Below are 17,200 nucleotides of genomic sequence, written 5' to 3'. Positions count from 1 at the left end.
CACTAGTAAGGTATAGTTGCACCCACCCCAAATCAAAATGCACCCGCCTCGCGCCTACGGCTAAAAAGAGTCAAATTGTATTAACAACTGCATCGTAGGGAACCCGCCCTATTCCACGAAATGGATAGGCTCGGATTCGCCAACCTTGATGAACGATGAACGTTTTTCGCCTGCCGGGGTATTGGCGCCTAAAGGTAAGGCGGACCTGGCATTCACGATGCATATTCTGTCTTGGCTGGCCGTTGATGGCACGGCCGCGATTGTCCAGTTCCCCGGGGTGCTTTATCGCGGGGGAGCGGAAAAGAAGATCCGCAAATACCTGGTGGATGGCAACTATGTGGATGCGGTTATCCAATTGCCGGTCGATTTGTTCTTCGGTACTTCTATCGGCACCTGCGTACTGGTGTTAAAGAAGTCGAAGAAGGATTCGAACGTACTGTTCATAGATGCCTCGGAGCTATTTGAGCGCTCGGGCACTAAGAACCAGATTACCGAGCCTTTCCGTAACCAGATTCTTGAGGCTTACGAGAAACGAGAAAATCAAGATCATTTCGCGCAGCTGGTTGCGATAGAAGATATTGCCGAGGCCGACTACAACCTTTCCGTGTCCAGTTACGTAGAACCTAAGGACACTCGGGAAAAGATTGATATTCACCAGCTCAATAAAGACATTGCCGGCATCGTAGAGCGCCAAGCCAAGTTACGTGAAGCCATCGACGCCATAGTCGCCGACCTGGAAAGCGCCCCCAGCGAGGCAACGGCATGAGCCGAGTAGAAGACCTAATCGCAAACTACTGTCCCGACGGGGTGGAGTATCTGCCGATGGGTGCGGTCGGTTTTTTTGAGCGAGGCACTGGTCTTCAAAAAAATCAGCTAGTGGATCAAGGTCTTCCAGCTATTCACTATGGTCAGATATACACTCACTATGGAAATTTTACGCAAAATACCATTAGTTTTGTAACTCCTGAGGATGCGAAGAGATTCCGGCACGCTAAACCCGGGGATGTATTAGTTGCTACTACGAGTGAAAATGATGAGGATTTATGTAAATCAGTGGCTTGGATAGGGCAAGAAGACTTGGTATTTAGCGGAGATTGTTGCCGTTATTCATCAAAATTGAATGCTAAATATGTGTCTTATTTTTTCGCATCGGATTCATTTCAAAGAAGTAAAAGAAAATATATAACTGGAACCAAGGTTCGAAGAATCGCTCCAAGTGCTTTAGAAAAAATAAACATTCCGGTGCCGCCGCTGGAAGTGCAAGAGGAGATCGTACGGATTCTGGATTCCTTTACTCAGCTGAAAACAGACCTGGAATCCGAATTGGAGGCGGAACTGGATGCTCGCCGCCAGCAGTACGAATACTACCGCGACTCGCTTCTCAGCTTGAAGAATCTTGTCGAATCATGTGGGTTATCAACTGATGACTTGATTCCTCTTGTCGAACTAACTGTTAAGCCCGATCGATTAAATTGGGCTGATAGGGCTTCACAAAACGCAAAATACATCGATTTGTCATCGGTGGATCGTAGCACTGGAAAAATAGGTGACTTAACAGAAATCACTGAATCAGATTCTCCTAGTCGCGCTCAGCAGATAGTTAAAGATAATGATGTGTTATTTGGCGCAACAAGACCTTTGCTGCGCAGGGTTGCCTACGTTCCGCTTCAATTAAATGGGGAAATCTGTTCGACTGGATTCTGTGTTTTGCGCTGTAAAAATGAACGCTTAAATCCTCGTTTCTTATATCACTACATCCAATGTAATGAGTTTTATAAGTATGTTGAATCTTTTCAATCGGGAGCAAGCTATCCGTCTATCAGTGACAAGAAAGTTAAAGACTTCAAGATCCCCGTGCCGCCTTTGGCGGAGCAGGAGCGCATTGTGGCGATTCTGGATAAGTTTGATGCCTTAGTAAACGATCTTTCTTCTGGTTTGCCGGCGGAGATTGCGGCTCGGCGTAAACAGTACGAGTATTACCGCGACCAACTACTGACTTTCACTCCCACAAAGTAACTACGCGATTCGGGTCGCGGCCGGTAAAAGATACGAGAGGGGCTTGACCTGCATAGCAGGTCATGGGGTCCCCGGAGTGCTTTTACCGAGCCAGACCCGTAACCGGCAGACTGATAATAACGCTTGGGCAGCAAGTAACAACTATTACCTCGCGCGGAACTACTAGAAACCTTGGCTCGCAAGGCAGGCTTCGGCTAGGTAGCCCAAATTTAAAGCCCCAACGCCACTAAGATAGAAACAGTTACCTACTCCACTTGTTTCCAGGAGGCTTCATGAACACCTATTTACCGATTGCCACCAGCGATGATGCTACGGTAGTCGCTACCTACGAGCCGGAAGAACGTAAAGAAAAGGCCTATCAAAGCGAAGCCGCCCTCGAAAAAGCGCTAATCGAACAGCTGCAACGGCAGGAATACGAGTATTTACCGATCAAAGATGCCGGCGCCCTCGAAAATAATTTGCGTCGCAGCTTGGAAGCCTTAAACGAGGTTTCTTTTAGTGACCGAGAGTGGGAGCGTTTCTTTAAAACCGAGTTGGCGAACCCTTCCCGGGGGATTGAAGAAAAAACTGAGATTATCCAGGCTAGCCCTGCTGCGCTGGTGTTAGAGCGGGACGATGGCACCCAAAAGAATATTCACCTGCTGGATAAGGTTAATATTCACCGTAATCGTCTGCAGGTGATTAACCAGTATGAAACCGAGGGCACCCACCATAACCGGTATGACGTAACTATCCTGGTAAACGGGTTTCCCCTGGTGCATATTGAGCTGAAACGTCGGGGAGTACAGCTGCGGGAAGCTTTCAATCAGATTAACCGCTATCAGCGGGACAGCTTTTGGGCGGGCAATAGATTATTCGAGTATGTGCAATTATTCGTGATTTCGAACGGGACTTATACGAAGTATTATGCGAACACTACCCGATTGCAGCATGTGAAAGAGCAACCAAGGGCAGCTAAGCGGGGGAGTACGGCCAGCTTTGAGTTCACTTCTTGGTGGACTGATGCGCGTAACCGTCACATTACGGAGCTCATGGATTTTGCGAAGACTTTCCTTTCAGGACGCACTTTACTCAACGTGATCACTAAATATTGTGTGTTTACTACTGAGAAGATCCTGATGGTGTTGCGTCCTTACCAGATTGTGGCAGCGGAACGGATCATTAACCGGGTACAGATCGCTACTAACTATAAGAAGCTAGGCACTATTGAGGCTGGCGGCTATATTTGGCACACCACTGGCAGCGGGAAAACCCTCACCAGTTTTAAAACCGCGCAGCTGGTTACCCAGGTGGAAGGGGTAGATAAGGTTCTGTTCGTAGTTGACCGTAAGGACCTGGATCATCAAACCAAGAAGGAATATGAGGCTTTCCAAAAAGGGGCGGTTAACTCTAATCGGTCTACCCGCCAGCTCGCCGCGCAGCTAGCGAACGACAAAGCCAAAATCGTGATTACCACTATCCAAAAACTTTCTAATTTTGTGCGCGCTAATGCCCAACACAAAATCTATGACAGCCATATCGTTATTATTTTCGATGAGTGCCACCGCAGCCAGTTTGGGGATATGCATCAAGCGATCAAACGAGCTTTCCGTAACTATCACCTGTTCGGTTTCACCGGCACGCCCTTATTTAACGAAAATAAGGCTACCGGTTCATCGCTGGCGATCCGCACCACGGCACAGGTTTTCGGTGACCGCCTGCATTCCTACACCATTACCGATGCGATCAGTGACCAAAACGTGTTGCCATTTCGTATTGACTATGTAAACACGCTTAAACCTCGGGAGGGGATTAAAGAAGAGGAAGTGCTTGCGATCGCCACCGAGGAGGCTTTGCTGGATCCGCGGAGGATCCAGGAAGTGGTCTCCTATGTGCTGGCGCATTTTGACCAAAAAACTAAACGGAACTCTTACTATTCCTTGAAAGGTAAACGGGTACAGGGGTTCAACTCTATTTTTGCCGCCGCCTCGGTTAAAGCCGCTAAAGCCTACTACCTAGAGTTTGCGCGTCAGCAAAGCGAGCTTGCTCCCGATAAGCGCCTGAAAATCGCCACTATTTTCACCTATGCCCCGAACTCAGATGAATATAGTGACGGGCTGCTACCGGAAGAAGATTTCGATACCGGGGCTTTAGAACTCCCTGATCGTGAATTTTTAGAAGGCGCGATTAGAGACTATAACCAAATGTTTGGGAGTAGTTTCGATACCTCGGGAGATAGTTTTGGCGCCTACTACGAGGACGTATCCGAGAAGATGCGTAACCGTGATCTGGATATGCTGCTGGTAGTCAACATGTTCCTAACCGGTTTTGATGCCAAAACCCTCAACACTTTGTGGGTAGATAAACATATGCATCACCATGGTCTGCTGCAGGCCTATTCGCGCACTAACCGCATTTTTAACTCGGTGAAAACCTACGGAAATATCGTTTCTTTCCGGAATCTGGAGAAAGAAACTTCCGAGGCTATCGCCCTCTTTGGTAATAAAGAGGCCGAGGGGATCACGGTACTAAAGCCTTTCGGGGTCTATTTTGATGCCTATTTAGAAAAACTAGACCAGCTCTCGCCTTGGGAGCCGGGCGAGCTAATTATCGGAGAGGCTGAGCAAGACCTATTTATAAAAACTTTCGGGGAACTGTTGCGGTTGCGAAATATCCTTTCTGCGTTTGACGAATTCGAGGAAAAAGATCCCCTGAGCCCGCGTGACCTGCAAGACTACCAGTCAGAATATATTGAGCTTTACCGGCAGCGGCGCGCCGATTCCGAAGGGGAGCGGGAACGGATCAATGATGATTTAACCTTCGAAATCGAATTAATAAAACAGGTGGAAGTAAATGTTGACTACATTTTGATGCTGGTGCAAAAATATCGTGACCAGCATGCTGAGCAGAGTCGCCAGGAAGTGCGGGAAGATATTCGCCGTACGGTTAAGTCCAGTCCTACCTTGCAGAATAAGCTGGATCTGATTGAACGGTTCGTGGATTCGGTTTCTGCCACTAGCGGCGAGATAGATGAAGAGTGGAAAGCCTTCCTAACTGAACAAAAAGCTCTAGAGCTCGCCGGAATCGTAAAAGAAGAAAACCTGAAACAACCCGAAACCGAGAACTTCATTAACGCAATGTTTAGGCGGGGACATCTGGAAACTTCCGGATCAGATATTGACAAGATTTTACCGCGAGGATCCTTGTTCGCTACCGGTGCGGATAGTCGGATTGAACGCAAGGGGCGGGTAATCGAAAAACTGAAAGCCTTCTTTGATCGCTTCCACACCCTTGGATAGTTTTGACCAGATTCTATGCAGAGAAGCGTTGAGCGGCTTGCAATAAATAAAGCGCATCCTCCGGGCGGCGGTAACTGGGATGCGCGCCCGCCTCGCTAGGCGTTAGTAGCTAAGGTTCAGCCCATAAGAGGTATCTGAGCTTATAACGCGGTTGCTACGATGCTAGTTAATCTTCGGATGAGGAACATAAGGTCGTATAAAAAGATTTCGCCTCCCGGCATTAACCGGGAGGCGAAATATAGGTTGCTAGTTGGTTACTTGAACCTGCGGGCGGTTAGCACACCGCCTGCAAGGAGCAGTAGAGCGGAGATGCCGATTAGGGCAGTGACCTCAGCGCCAGTTGAAGCCAACTTCTTCATAGGCTGAGCCGGCTTGCATGCTGGGGACAATGCAGTATTGTGGCTGTCCCAGATCCACTTAGTTTGGGCGTCTTCAGCTAGGACGTAACCGTCCAGCGCGGAGGCCTTAACTTCTACCTTCGAGTTGTACGGGTAGATGTACTTGCCATCCTTATTAGCCTCTACTAGAGTGGGGGCCTTGGGAGTCATCGTGCGGATAGCCGAGCTTGACGTTCACTCGTGCTTGGACCGCGCTGTAGAGATTACCGAGGCTCAGGATGCCAGCGGCGATGACGTTCGTCGCGCGCTTCGCGGCCGAGACAACCGTCGGGGCCGTGGTCAGGACGATCGCAACAAGAACGATTTCCTCGAGCGCGTAGTAACCGTCAACCGAGTTTCTAAGGTTGTTAAGGACGGTCGTCGCTTCAGCTTCACTGCTCTGGTAGTGGTTGGCGACGGCAACGGCACTGTTGGTGTTGGCTACGGCAAGTCGAAGGAAGTTCCGACAGCAATCAGCAAGGGCGTCGAAGAGGCCAAGAAGAACTTCTTTAACGTTCCCCGCATTCAGCGCACTATCCCGCACCCGGTTCAGGGTGAGGCTGGCGCTGTCCGCGCTAACCGCCCGGTCAAGGTGCTTGGCACTGGCGAGATCAGCGTCGCGGTGAAGGTTACCGCTGACAAATTCTCCACCAGCGCTAAGGAGAAGATCGAGAAGGCTGGAGGCTCGGTTAACGAGGCCTAAGGCTAAATAATTATTTAGGGTCGTCGGGTTTCCCGACGGCCCTCATTTTTGTATCAGCTAGCTTTGTTCGCTAGAGGTGCTTTTAGAGCTTAGGCAGTTTCCTCTGTTGAAAAGGATTAAAATCTTTTTCGACTGTAAGGATCTTGTTTTGGTTTCATAAAAATTTTCTTTCTTCACGGCTAAGTTTCTTCTGAAATAGTGAATTGGGAACTATTTGTCATGCTCAAGGAAAGTGGACACGCCGGTTTTTTTGCAAAAGCCTCTGTGAAAATTTGATTTTTTTCACTAGCTCAATATAGTTAAAGGTAATTAATGCGAGGCTTGAGAACCTCTCCTTGGAAGAGCGTTGTTTCTTATGACACCGTTCTAAGCAAAAAAGAAAGGGCGTTTGGAATGCGTTTGAGGGTACCTCGGGCTAAGCAGGGGATCTTCCGCATGAGGGGGGGGGAGGGGCTTTTAGCGACCCTTCTTTGCTTCCTGCTGGTGATAACACTTACACCTGCTGATGCGCTCACGACGCCGCGATCCCTGGGCAACGATGGCTTAGAGGGCGGGCGACCCGGCACGATTAGGGGCAAGGTGTACGACGACCACCGCCATAATCCAGAGTTTTACAACGGTTCAACTAGGATCTATCCGCAGGACTGGCCGATTCAAGGTGTCCTGATGAAAGCGATGCTGGTGAAATATGATGGCACTGTCATCATGGGTCGCGATGAATATGGCAATCCAGCACCATTTGAGGCTGTTACTGACGAAAATGGTGATTACACTTTCAACTTTCGTCCCGCTTTGCGCGAAGCCTACAATCTGCCACCTGGTGTTGAAAACAAGCGAGTAAGAATCGAACGCTTTGACCGCGTGCGCGTGTGGGTTGATGAATCAAACTACGCTCAGCCAGCTGGTGCGCTAAAAGATTTCACTCCGAAGCGTCTTAACGGTGGTGGCCGCTGGAACGTGGTCGATACCCTAACTCTTTCTTGGTTGGGTACAACGAACTACATTCATGGTTCGATTTCTAATTTCAATATGGCTTACCGCCCCAAAACTAAGGTCGCTGATAATGCCGATGATCCGATAGATAACTCAGAAGTGAACGGCCATCCAGCTAGCCGTCAAGCTCCGGGCGACCCCGTAGGCAATATGTATGACCAGAAAGGTAAACATCTGCCTGAGGATCAGTGGCTGCCGTCCTCGCGTCACTTGGCTCCGGAAGATAACACGCTGGGAAATAACCTCTACATGTGTGGCCATGTCTATGCTGACCGTACTTTCCGTTTTGATCGGTGGGACAATGCCCCGGGTAATAAAGACCGTACTGCAACCAAAGACCCAGCCGTTCCTGGCGCGCGTGTTGTTGTTTCTACTTATGCACAAGATAGCTTAGGTAAACCCACTAAAATTCTGCAGACTCGCTACGATTACACAGATCTTGATGGCAGTTTCTGTATCGGCTGGGACAAAGTCTCTGAGATACATAACAGACCTACTTCTGCTGGTGTTAGTCCAGCTAAGTTTATGGTGACGATTGAAAGCCCGGAAGATCGCAAACATGCTAAAAAGCAGATTCAAGCACTGATTGATAGGCCGGCTCGTCCAGAAGCTGAAGATGGTGGCGCAGAACGCGCCAAGTCGCGTGGTCTTTATGAAGAGCTACTCAAAAACGATAGCCGAATTTTGACTGCCAGTGAGACTGGCAGTGGTCTGCCTGGTGGTTTCGCAGCAGTTGGTAACAATGGCTGGTATGGCACGATTCGTCCAGCCAACGGTAACGCAGGTGTACCATTGGGTGTCGGTGTTGCTGCTGCAGACACAGCTTGTGAGAGCCGCACAGGGTACTGTTTACCTGATTTTCTGCCGCGAGAGCGCACGCAGACTGCCGGCCTTGATGACTATAAGCTGCAAGGCACTGGGCTAAACCTGGGTCTGATACCAACTCTTCCTGAGGTGCGTTATTCGCGATACTCCACAGAATCTATCTTGGCTAACGAACGCGATATCACCAAGCAGGAAAGCACAGATGCCAAGACTGTCTGGGCCGATGTTAAGGTGCCTATGCCTGGGTTCAGCTATCGTCTAGTTGCTGTGCCTCGAGGTAGTAGTTGGGACGATATCGCTTCAAACCAAGGAGCCTGGTATTTTTCTTCGCCGGATTGGGTAAGCTCTGAAGACCTGCAAACCTTCGACAAAGGTTTAGTCAAGATGCAGGTTCCAGAGAATTTCCCGACCGGCGACTACCAGATGGCGCTGGTCTCTAAACGTGAACCACAAAAGGATCGCCGCGGCAAAGTCGTTCCTGGGTCAAAAACTGAATACGATGTTGTTAACCTCACGCCGTTTAGGGTGACTGACTCCAAGGTTTACACCTACGCGGGAAACATCATCAAAGGTTCTGATGAGGAAGCCGAAAATAATGCAGCCTTGGATGCCCGCAATGAAGCATATGGCAAATCCCAAGAGGGTAAGACTAGCCGCACTGCGCTACCTGGCCAGACTGTCTATGCCAGTTATCTTGACCTAGGCGAATCTCGAGATGCCACTGAAGGTGCGCACCGCGTGGAACTTTGTACCGCAGACTCTGAAGGTAAGTTAAAGCTTACCGGCGGCAAACCCACTTGCCGTGATGTTGATTCGCAGATACGTCCAGATACGCAGAAGAATGCCTCTGGTGGCTATGAGCCGATTAAAGATCAGTTTAAGCACAATGCCAAAGGTGAGTGGAGAGTGCCGGTAGACATGCCGGCTGGGCATTACATCATGCGCCTTGTCCACACCAAGTCCAAGAGCGATTTTGATGTTGCTAAACCGATTGCAGCCGATGACAACTACCCCTTGCCAGGGCTGACGCTGCCGCGAGACGAGATTGTAGATCAGCGCCCATTTACAATTGCTGAGCCATTTATTGATGGGGTCAGCAAGCCCTGTGGTGAAGATGGCAAGTCTGCCGGCGACGCTACCGTTACCCTCAAGGGGTTGCGCAAGGGTGCCGAATACAAACTTAGTTTCAAGCCAAATGGCGGTGGAAGTGAAATTTCTAAGACCGTCACACCTTCTTGTGCAGATAGTGGTATTTGCACTCAGCAGGTGACATTCACCAGTGCTGAGCTTGCAGCTATCCGTGTTGATGAAGCTAAGACTGGCCGTGGCATCTTGACTCTTAGCGGTAATAACAAGACGCTAGATACCGATTCGATGATTGTTCTTTCCCAGAATCAGTGTGAAACTAGCGGTAACAAAGCAGCCGGTTGGGAGTGGGATCAGCCGGAGATCGTGCTGCCCAATACCGAGATTCACCTGGGCTACACTCCTGAAGAAAATGCCGCCTACGTCACGGAAGTAATTGAAGATAAAGACCGCTACACGCAATTCAACCGCATCAAGTACGGGGCTTTCTCAAAAGGCAGGTATAACAAAGGCAACGGTGATCCTGATACCAATATACGGGTTAGCGCAGCAGATTTCCGCACAAATTGTGTGGAAAACCCGACGGTAGGTGAGTTGGATGGTTTGGGTAATGCTAGCCGTCAACAAGATAAAGACAATAGCGCTTTCTGCCATATTCCTTGTGCAAAGGGCGAGGGGGAAGGCTCCTGTCAACAGCTCTATGGTGCTCCATATGGCACGCCAGTTTATCTGACGCCTTATCGGCGTAACTTAAACAGCGGCGTGATAGATTCAGAAAAAAATGGCATCGAAAAAGAGCTATTCCGTAACGGCCCAATTCGTGTTGAGGTTCGTGATGGTAAAGATTATCGGCCTGGTAGTGTGCTTAGCGATGCTGCTTCTGGTGGTAGGCAGCGCGCTGGCCAGTTGGTTGTTTGGAACAATGACGCAAAATTAAAGAACAGCGTTCAAACCTCTGGCCAATTTGATTCTGCTGGTGCCAGTGCGCACATTGATTACGGTGCCTGGCAGTTCTTTAATAAGAGGACTGGCGCCCCAGTCGACGGCTTCCGAGACATTGTTTGGCGAGTGAAGGCTAACGGCAGATATTATGGCACGGGTTCTCGTGATACTGGGGAAAAGTGGCCGACTCTAGTCTGGGGCGATAAGCCTGGCGGCGGTGTTGGTAAAAATGAGTCTCTTGCTTGGTGGAGTAACCGTAAAAGTGATGGTAAGCGTTGGGAATCAGAAGTAAAAGACCTTAACCCCGGCTATTTCCTGGTTCGCCCCGGTGGCGAGAAGATGCCAAACCAAGAGGTTGTTCTTTGTAGCCCGAAAGTGACGCGTCAACAAGACGGCTCAATTTCTCAAAGCGTTATTGCCAACAACTTAAATAAGCCAGATGGCTGCGTGCAGCCTGCAGATAAGGCTGAGCTGAATGTTGGCCTCCAGGTGCTAACTTTTGATTATCAAACACAAAAAACCGGCGATTACCTCAGCCGTGAGTGGATGGATAGCACAAAAGTTCTAGACAAAGACGGCAACGAGCTAAAGGATGCATCCGGCAACCCAGTTATCCATAAGGGTAAAAACGTTGATCGTCCGTTACCTAAGGCGCAGACGAAACAGGCTGTCTTGGTGCCCTACAACGCCCGTAGGTTCTATAACGAGAATTGGTCTAACCCGCGTCCACACCAATTCCACTGGGGCGAGTCGGTTGGCTTAGATGGCCGATGGGTTGCTACCAAATATAATGAAACGCAGAGTACTTTCATTGAAGATTCCACAGGCCTGACTGCAGGTGGCAACTGGGCTTCCCAGCAATGGAATAACGATCTGAACTGGGATAATGGTTCCAAAAAGTTCAAGATGGATAAGATGCTCCAGGAGGTTGACGGAAGCTTTTGTAAATATATTTTCCGTTACCACAATGGAACCAGCCTTGCTGGTACTACCTCCAGCGGTTACGATTATTCAACCGCGAGTGGTGAGCTGATGAAGTTCATTCCTAGATACGAGCAAGAAGCTCTTTGGCGCAAACTAGGTTTAGACATCGTCACAGTTACGTATCGTCGCGATAAAGGCTTGCCCCCCGAACGCGTTGGTTGTGTTGTCTCCACTGATACAGCAGACGGCGTGCCGGTCTATGCCAAAGGCAGCTTTATGGATAAATATCGTACTAGCTCTTCAGGAGATCCTAGGTACGGTGATACCGTAAAGAAATACGATAAGAAGCTTGAACCTTCACTGCCTGACAAGTGGGACGGTAAAAATGCTGTCTTCCAGCCACGAGGCCCGAATAACAAACCTACCGGTCGCCTACGCTACGGAGCACCACTTGGTATTCATGACCTGCAAGTTGACGTAATTAATGAGCCAGAATATGGCAACTCCACACCTAATAGCCGTATTACTCTTCCCGAGCCGTGGCGCATTGAGGTGCTGCCTAATGTCGAGTTAAAGAATCCGGTGATTTCCGCCTGGACAGGTGCTGGTGATTTTAGCCCGAAGATGGTCGATAAAGAGGTAGACGGCCAGACCGTAAAGGTACCTGCCGATGGCACTACTGTGTGGAATCAGAATGATACCTATAAGGTGCATCGTGGCGATAACTTCGATTTGAAGTTCTTGGCCGGCCCAAATGGCAATGATTACTCTTATCAGATTGAAAAATTCGAGCCAACTGGTGATAACCGTCCAAAGGGCGTAAACCTAGCTGCAACAACTAAAGGTGTGTGTCTAAATGGCACTTCGGATGGTTTGCTTTCTGCCGACCAATCAAAGAACCCTTGCGACAAGCGAATTATTAAACTTGACGGCACGGTTGCCTCAGATGCCGAGCTGGGTATCTACAAATACAAGGTGACGGCAACTAGCACCAACTCGTCTGATCATGGTGCTAACCAACAGATCTCATTCATAATGAATATCGAAGTGTTGGGTAAACCCGCTGCACCGCCGAGCATCAAACCAGATCACTTCTACGGCACAGTAGATAATCCTGCAGAAGACTGGGGCCCGATTGAATTCAATACGGGTAAGAACTCTGATGGCAGTGCGCAGAGGCTGATAGACCTTAACGTGACTAGCGGTTCCACACCAGAGGGTATTCAACCAAACCTGCAGAGCAAGTGCGTAACCCCTGGTGATCCGAATAGCCCTGATCCGGCTAAGCGTGGTTGTCAGGCATATGGTTACTACTTCTTTGGTACTCCAACCAAGGCCGAGGAGACTACTGCAACCGTGACTATCACGGTTGAGAACTCTGACGGCAATCGTTCAACTGCCACTGCCAACTACATCATGACGGTCACTGATAATCAGACTGAGGTGGCCGCACTGAATGTACAAGCGGAGGCCGGCACGCTGATAACGGATGAAAAGAACTACGTTGGTAAGTCGATAAATGCGAAGACTGGGCATAAGCGCTACAAGATTTTCGCAGGCCTACTCCCTGACGTTAAAAACAAGGTGAGTGGTTTGCGCCTTGACTACGCAACTGTCCCTGGCGAAGATGAAGCCAAGAATTGGCCGGTGCTTAGCCTTGACCGCGAAAATAGTCAAGATGCCACCACGGCATATCTATCCGGCAAACTTAACAAGCCCGGCACTTACGATTTCGTTGCGCGGTGGTCTTACCAGGGCATAGATAACGGCAAAACTGTGCGTAAGGTTGCCACCCGTCCAATCAAAGTTGTTGTGGAAGATGCCACACCTCCGTTGATTGGAGTTATCCCAGATCAACAGATTTATCTGGGGGAGAACGGCAAGGTCGCTAGCGACACGAATATTGATGGTTTGACGGTAACCGACAACGGCGGTGACGGTAGCTATCCAGTAGCGATCGCCGGCAAGCCGACAGCCCTCAACCTCAATACCGGCTCGTTCTGTGCGCCGATCGTGAAAAGCGGAAACAATACCCGCAAGGTTCGGCACGCCTCTGAAGGCGCTATCCAGGAATACCTTGAAGACACTACCGCGGCTAAGCTGCTAGGAATTACTGCTGTTCAAGGACACCCTGGAGCAACTCCTGGTAGCTTCGAGACCGATAATTCAAATGATTCACCTTGGCGCTTGACTCTTGCTACTCAAGGCATAGCATCTGGCAAATACATGTGCCATGTGAACTTCGCCGATGCAACTAATAACCTTGATCGCAATACCACAAGGTTTAGCCCAGACAAGTCGTTGAATGAAGCCACTGGTGAACAGGAAAACTGGCTTGGTGAGCGTACTTTCTTGCTGAATGTTCGCAGCGCTCTTGAGCTGGACGTGGTGCCTGATGAAACTACCATCGTTAAAGGCGCGCCGATGTTCAGGCCGATGAACGTTGAGGCTTACTCACATGAGAGTCCAGCCAAGATTAACGTCCAGACGCTTTGTGCACCACCGCAAAAGACTGCAGGTGATGAGTTCATTGATGGCTTACCTACTGACCGTAATGGTGACCCATCAGTAAAGATTATGAACACCAAGCTTGGTGCTCAATCGCCTGCTGCCGACCAGATAGCTCTGGAGGGTTATAAGGCACGCACAACCGCGAATATTGACGGTAATGCTAATGACGCCAAGGTTGGTAAATACAAGTGTTACGTCTACGCCGTTGCCGAGGGCTACCGCCTAAATAGTGACGGCACAGTGCAAGCCAATACAACTGGCAAGCCCATTGAGGGTGTCAATTGGGCGCGTAAGTCGATCACTATCGACGTTGTTCAAGGTGAATTACCCCGCACCGGTGTATTCAGCCTTAACTACTTTGCCGGTTATGCGGCCTTGCTAATAGTGACTTTGACTGGGTTTAGTTACCTTCGTCAAAACCGTCGAGGCAGAGTCTCGGCATAGCTCTGAAAATTTGTGCCAGCAGAGCACTTTCGAAAAATGGCTGGTTACTCGGCCAAGGCACAGCCACCGGACGGTGGAAAACAGCGGCCACTTGGCCGCTCACATAGAAGGGGCATCGGAAGGTGCCTGGCCTGAAAATCAGGTAACAATTGACATCGAGGGGATGTCAAAAAAATTTGAAAGGAAGAAAAATGGCTAAGAAGTTATTTCGCGAGCTGCTAGCCGCAGCCTGCGTAATCACTCTGGTGGGAGGTCTCGGTTCAGCAGCTAATGCTAACGCTGCTGCTGGGGACGCCCCGTGGGTTGACGGTTCTCAGACCGGCTCCATCAACATCTACAAGATGAAAGATGGCGCTGAGGCTGCAAAGAACAAACAGCATAAGGATCTCACGCCGGCTGACGTTACTACTGAAAACGCAGTTGCTGGTGCTGGCTTTACTGTTACTCCGGTAACGAAGGTAAAGGTTGGAGCCGATAAGAAAGAGTTTGATCTTAAGAAATTCGAAGGCTGGAAAGACATCTCTAAGGTTGTCACTCAGCTAAACAAAACACCTGAAGCTACTACTCTTTACGAACTTGGTACTCCTAAGCCTGAGCAGAAGACCGGCACTGACGGTAAAGCATCTTTCACTGATCTGCCAATCGGTCTTTATAAAGTTGTGGAGACCACAGTTCCTGCAGGTTACGCTGGCACCACCACATTCTTTATGACCATTCCGCAGGTTACTGGTGATAACTCAGCTAACGCTGTTTACAACTACAATGTGAATGTCTTCCCAAAGAACACGGATGTTGCTTCCGGTGCTCTAGGTAAGTCAATTGATGAGAATACTTTTGTCGGTGCAGGCGACACTGCGGTCTACACCATTACTGCCGCCGCTAAAACTATTGCGCCAAAGCCGGACTCCGGTTGGACTAAAGCTGATTTCAAAGATTTTGCGGTCTTCGATGATGCCCAGACCAATGCTTACGCTGCTATTTCTGCTGATGCGGTAACAGAGGTAAAGGTAGGCGCCACTGTTCTTACTAAGGGTGACGATTACACTGTTAGCGTCATTGCTGCTGAAGAGGCTAACGATAAATTCTCCAAGGGACTAGCGGCTGATCGTCAGCGCATCATTGTTAAATTCACTGATGCTGGTCTGGACAAGATCGCCAGTGCAAAGAATAACGATGATGGAGTTCAGGTTTCGATGAACGTTGCGTTGACCCTAAAGGACAGCGCTAATCTTCCTGACAAGGTAACTAACCTTGCTGGTTATGTTCCTGGCTACAACCCCAATATTCCTGGTGTTACCCCTCCTGACCCGGTTACTCCTCCTACGCCAGGTCCGGGTCCAGGTGTTGTAGAAACTAAACTAGGTAAGTTCCAGATCAAGAAGATCGCTGCCGAAGACAATGCTAAGGGTCTAGAAGGTGCAAAATTCTTGGCTTTCGCAACCAAGGCTGATGCCGACGCATGTGCAGCCGACAAGGCTCGCCCTGCTGATAAGTGTGCTAATAAAGCCTCTAAGATTGCTCTTGAATCAAAGAATGGCGGTTTGACTGTTTCTGAGAAGGTAAAGCTGGATACTAATTTCTACCTTGTTGAGGTTACTGCTCCTACCGGTTATGTGCTGTCCCCAGACGTTACTCCTGTGAAGGCTGATAAGACCGATACTGTGAACACAGTTTCGATTGAGAACGTCTTGAAGTCTGATTCTGGTAGCTGGTTCGATCTGCCGAAGACTGGTGCTATCGGTGTTGGTATCTTCGCTTTGCTGGGCGCTGGCCTAGTTGCTGGCGGCACCGCGATGCACATGCGTTCGCGTCGTCGTGAAGATGCCTAGTCGATGACTAGCTACAGCTAAATAACCTTGTGGGGCTGGCCTGAGCCGGGCCGGCCCCACAAGCTGTTTAACGCGGGTTTTCGCACTATCGGGTGCATAAACCTTGCGTCTGCTCAGTTTCGCGCACCCGTTAACAGATGGTTTAGATAGATCGGTAGGAAGAATGACTGATTCTCGAGATACCAACAACTTCGAGGACCATGAAGGCCCGGAGCGTGCTTCTTGGTGGGACAAGATGGCCGAAGGTCAGCCCGAATCCGAATACCACGCAGTAAGGGGAGCTACCGAATCGGCTGAACCCTCTCAAAGCGAAGAAGCCCACAACGAAGGAGACGACGAGGGGTCTCAGCGAAAAAAAGAGGCTCGTAAACGTTTCCTGCCGCTGATTTTCATTCTGCTGGGCGTGCTTTGCCTGGCGTACCCGATCACCTCGACGGTCTGGAACAACTATCAGGCCAAACTGGTCAGCGACGCTTACAAAGATCACGTGAATAAGCAGTCGCAGGAGTTGAAAGACTCCTACATTGCTCGCGCTCGCGAATACAATGCAACCCACAAGGGCTTCCCAGTACTTGACCCTTACCTGGGTGAAGTTGCCCCTGATTCACCTGAATATCGCGAATATCTAGGGGTGCTTGACCAGCCATCTGGCATTATCGGGGTAGTAAAAATTCCGAAAATTAACGTTAAGTTGCCGATCCGCCACGGCACCGACCATGCCACCTTGAATGCCGGTGCTGGCCACATGTTCGGCACCGACCTGCCCGTTGGTGGGGTAGACCGCCACACCGTTATCACTGCGCATACTGGCCTACCGAACTCCACAATGTTTGACCAGCTAACCGAGTTGAAAATCGGTGATGAATTCTTTTTTGAAGTCCAAGACATGACTCTTGGCTATCGCGTAACCCGCATCGACGTCGTGGAACCGCACGATCCAAGGCTGCTTGGGCGGGAAAAAGGCAAAGACCTCGCCACGCTTTTGACCTGTACGCCTTACGGCATCAACTCACACCGGCTATTGGTCACTGGCGAGCGCATTATCCCGACCCCGCAGACTCCGGCAGTAGACGGCACCCAGTGGTCGTGGTGGATGACCCTGTTCTTGATTGCGATCGTAATTTCGCTGCTGATCGCGACCCAGGTGGCCCGCTACACGGCTGCCAGGCGCAAGAAAGAGAAGGAAGAGGAATCCGCCGAGGGCGCTGAGGCTCCCGGTTCACTTGCCGAACTCGCCTAGCCAGACTCGTTTTTTCGTCCGGAAAACCTGGC

At 49.8% G+C, this 17,200-nt stretch carries 7 protein-coding genes and 1 pseudogene; 7 read left to right on the top strand and 1 reads right to left on the bottom strand.

Annotation, left to right across the window (positions count from 1 at the left end):
• Nucleotides 1–85: 85 nt before the first annotated feature.
• The 3 genes and pseudogenes from EFB02_RS05750 to EFB02_RS05740 all read left to right on the top strand — a co-directional run.
• Nucleotides 86–766: pseudogene (locus EFB02_RS05750) on the top strand (type I restriction-modification system subunit M); the annotation flags it as partial.
• Nucleotides 763–2,016, top strand: a complete 1,254-nt coding sequence (locus EFB02_RS05745; protein WP_122820562.1) for a restriction endonuclease subunit S — start codon at nucleotides 763–765, stop codon at nucleotides 2,014–2,016. The pseudogene EFB02_RS05750 and the gene EFB02_RS05745, both read left to right, overlap by 4 nt.
• Before the next feature lie 272 nt (nucleotides 2,017–2,288).
• Nucleotides 2,289–5,294 carry a type I restriction endonuclease subunit R gene (locus EFB02_RS05740; protein ID WP_122820561.1) on the top strand — a complete coding sequence of 1,002 codons (3,006 nt, stop codon included), beginning with the start codon at nucleotides 2,289–2,291 and terminating at the stop codon, nucleotides 5,292–5,294.
• A 254-nt stretch (nucleotides 5,295–5,548) separates the two neighbouring features.
• Here EFB02_RS05740 and EFB02_RS05735 read toward each other — a convergent pair whose 3' ends face one another.
• Nucleotides 5,549–5,842, bottom strand: a complete 294-nt coding sequence (locus tag EFB02_RS05735; protein ID WP_122820560.1) for an LPXTG cell wall anchor domain-containing protein — start codon at nucleotides 5,840–5,842, stop codon at nucleotides 5,549–5,551.
• Between the two features lie 34 nt (nucleotides 5,843–5,876).
• Here EFB02_RS05735 and EFB02_RS05730 point away from each other — a divergent pair, with 34 nt between their 5' ends.
• From EFB02_RS05730 to EFB02_RS05715, 4 genes are all read left to right on the top strand, one after another.
• Entirely contained in the window at nucleotides 5,877–6,374 is a 498-nt protein-coding gene (locus EFB02_RS05730; protein WP_200831564.1) for a 30S ribosomal protein S5, read from the top strand.
• 435 nt (nucleotides 6,375–6,809) lie between these two features.
• Nucleotides 6,810–14,099 (top strand): hypothetical protein, encoded by a 7,290-nt coding sequence (locus EFB02_RS05725; protein WP_147471041.1) that lies wholly within the window; start codon nucleotides 6,810–6,812, stop codon nucleotides 14,097–14,099.
• A 191-nt stretch (nucleotides 14,100–14,290) separates the two neighbouring features.
• Nucleotides 14,291–15,928, top strand: coding sequence for a SpaH/EbpB family LPXTG-anchored major pilin (locus EFB02_RS05720; RefSeq protein ID WP_122820557.1), 1,638 nt, complete (start codon nucleotides 14,291–14,293; stop codon nucleotides 15,926–15,928).
• Between the two features lie 163 nt (nucleotides 15,929–16,091).
• On the top strand, nucleotides 16,092–17,168 hold the full coding sequence (locus EFB02_RS05715) for a class C sortase (protein ID WP_122820556.1): 1,077 nt from the start codon (nucleotides 16,092–16,094) through the stop codon (nucleotides 17,166–17,168).
• Nucleotides 17,169–17,200 lie beyond the last annotated feature (32 nt).

Origin of the sequence: Varibaculum vaginae, from assembly GCF_900604285.1 — a bacterium.
Classification (GTDB): domain Bacteria; phylum Actinomycetota; class Actinomycetes; order Actinomycetales; family Actinomycetaceae; genus Varibaculum; species Varibaculum vaginae.
Note: the sequence above shows the minus strand (reverse complement) of the source record. Positions and strands in the feature narration are given on the sequence as shown.

Bases quoted from the DNA above. Each gene is read 5' to 3' on its own strand.
- EFB02_RS05745 (WP_122820562.1), top strand. From the start codon at position 763: ATGAGCCGAGTAGAAGACCTAATCGCAAACTACTGTCCCGACGGGGTG.
- EFB02_RS05740 (WP_122820561.1), top strand. From the start codon at position 2,289: ATGAACACCTATTTACCGATTGCCACCAGCGATGATGCTACGGTAGTC.
- EFB02_RS05735 (WP_122820560.1), bottom strand. From the start codon at position 5,842: ATGACTCCCAAGGCCCCCACTCTAGTAGAGGCTAATAAGGATGGCAAG.
- EFB02_RS05725 (WP_147471041.1), top strand. From the start codon at position 6,810: ATGAGGGGGGGGGAGGGGCTTTTAGCGACCCTTCTTTGCTTCCTGCTG.
- EFB02_RS05720 (WP_122820557.1), top strand. From the start codon at position 14,291: ATGGCTAAGAAGTTATTTCGCGAGCTGCTAGCCGCAGCCTGCGTAATC.
- EFB02_RS05715 (WP_122820556.1), top strand. From the start codon at position 16,092: ATGACTGATTCTCGAGATACCAACAACTTCGAGGACCATGAAGGCCCG.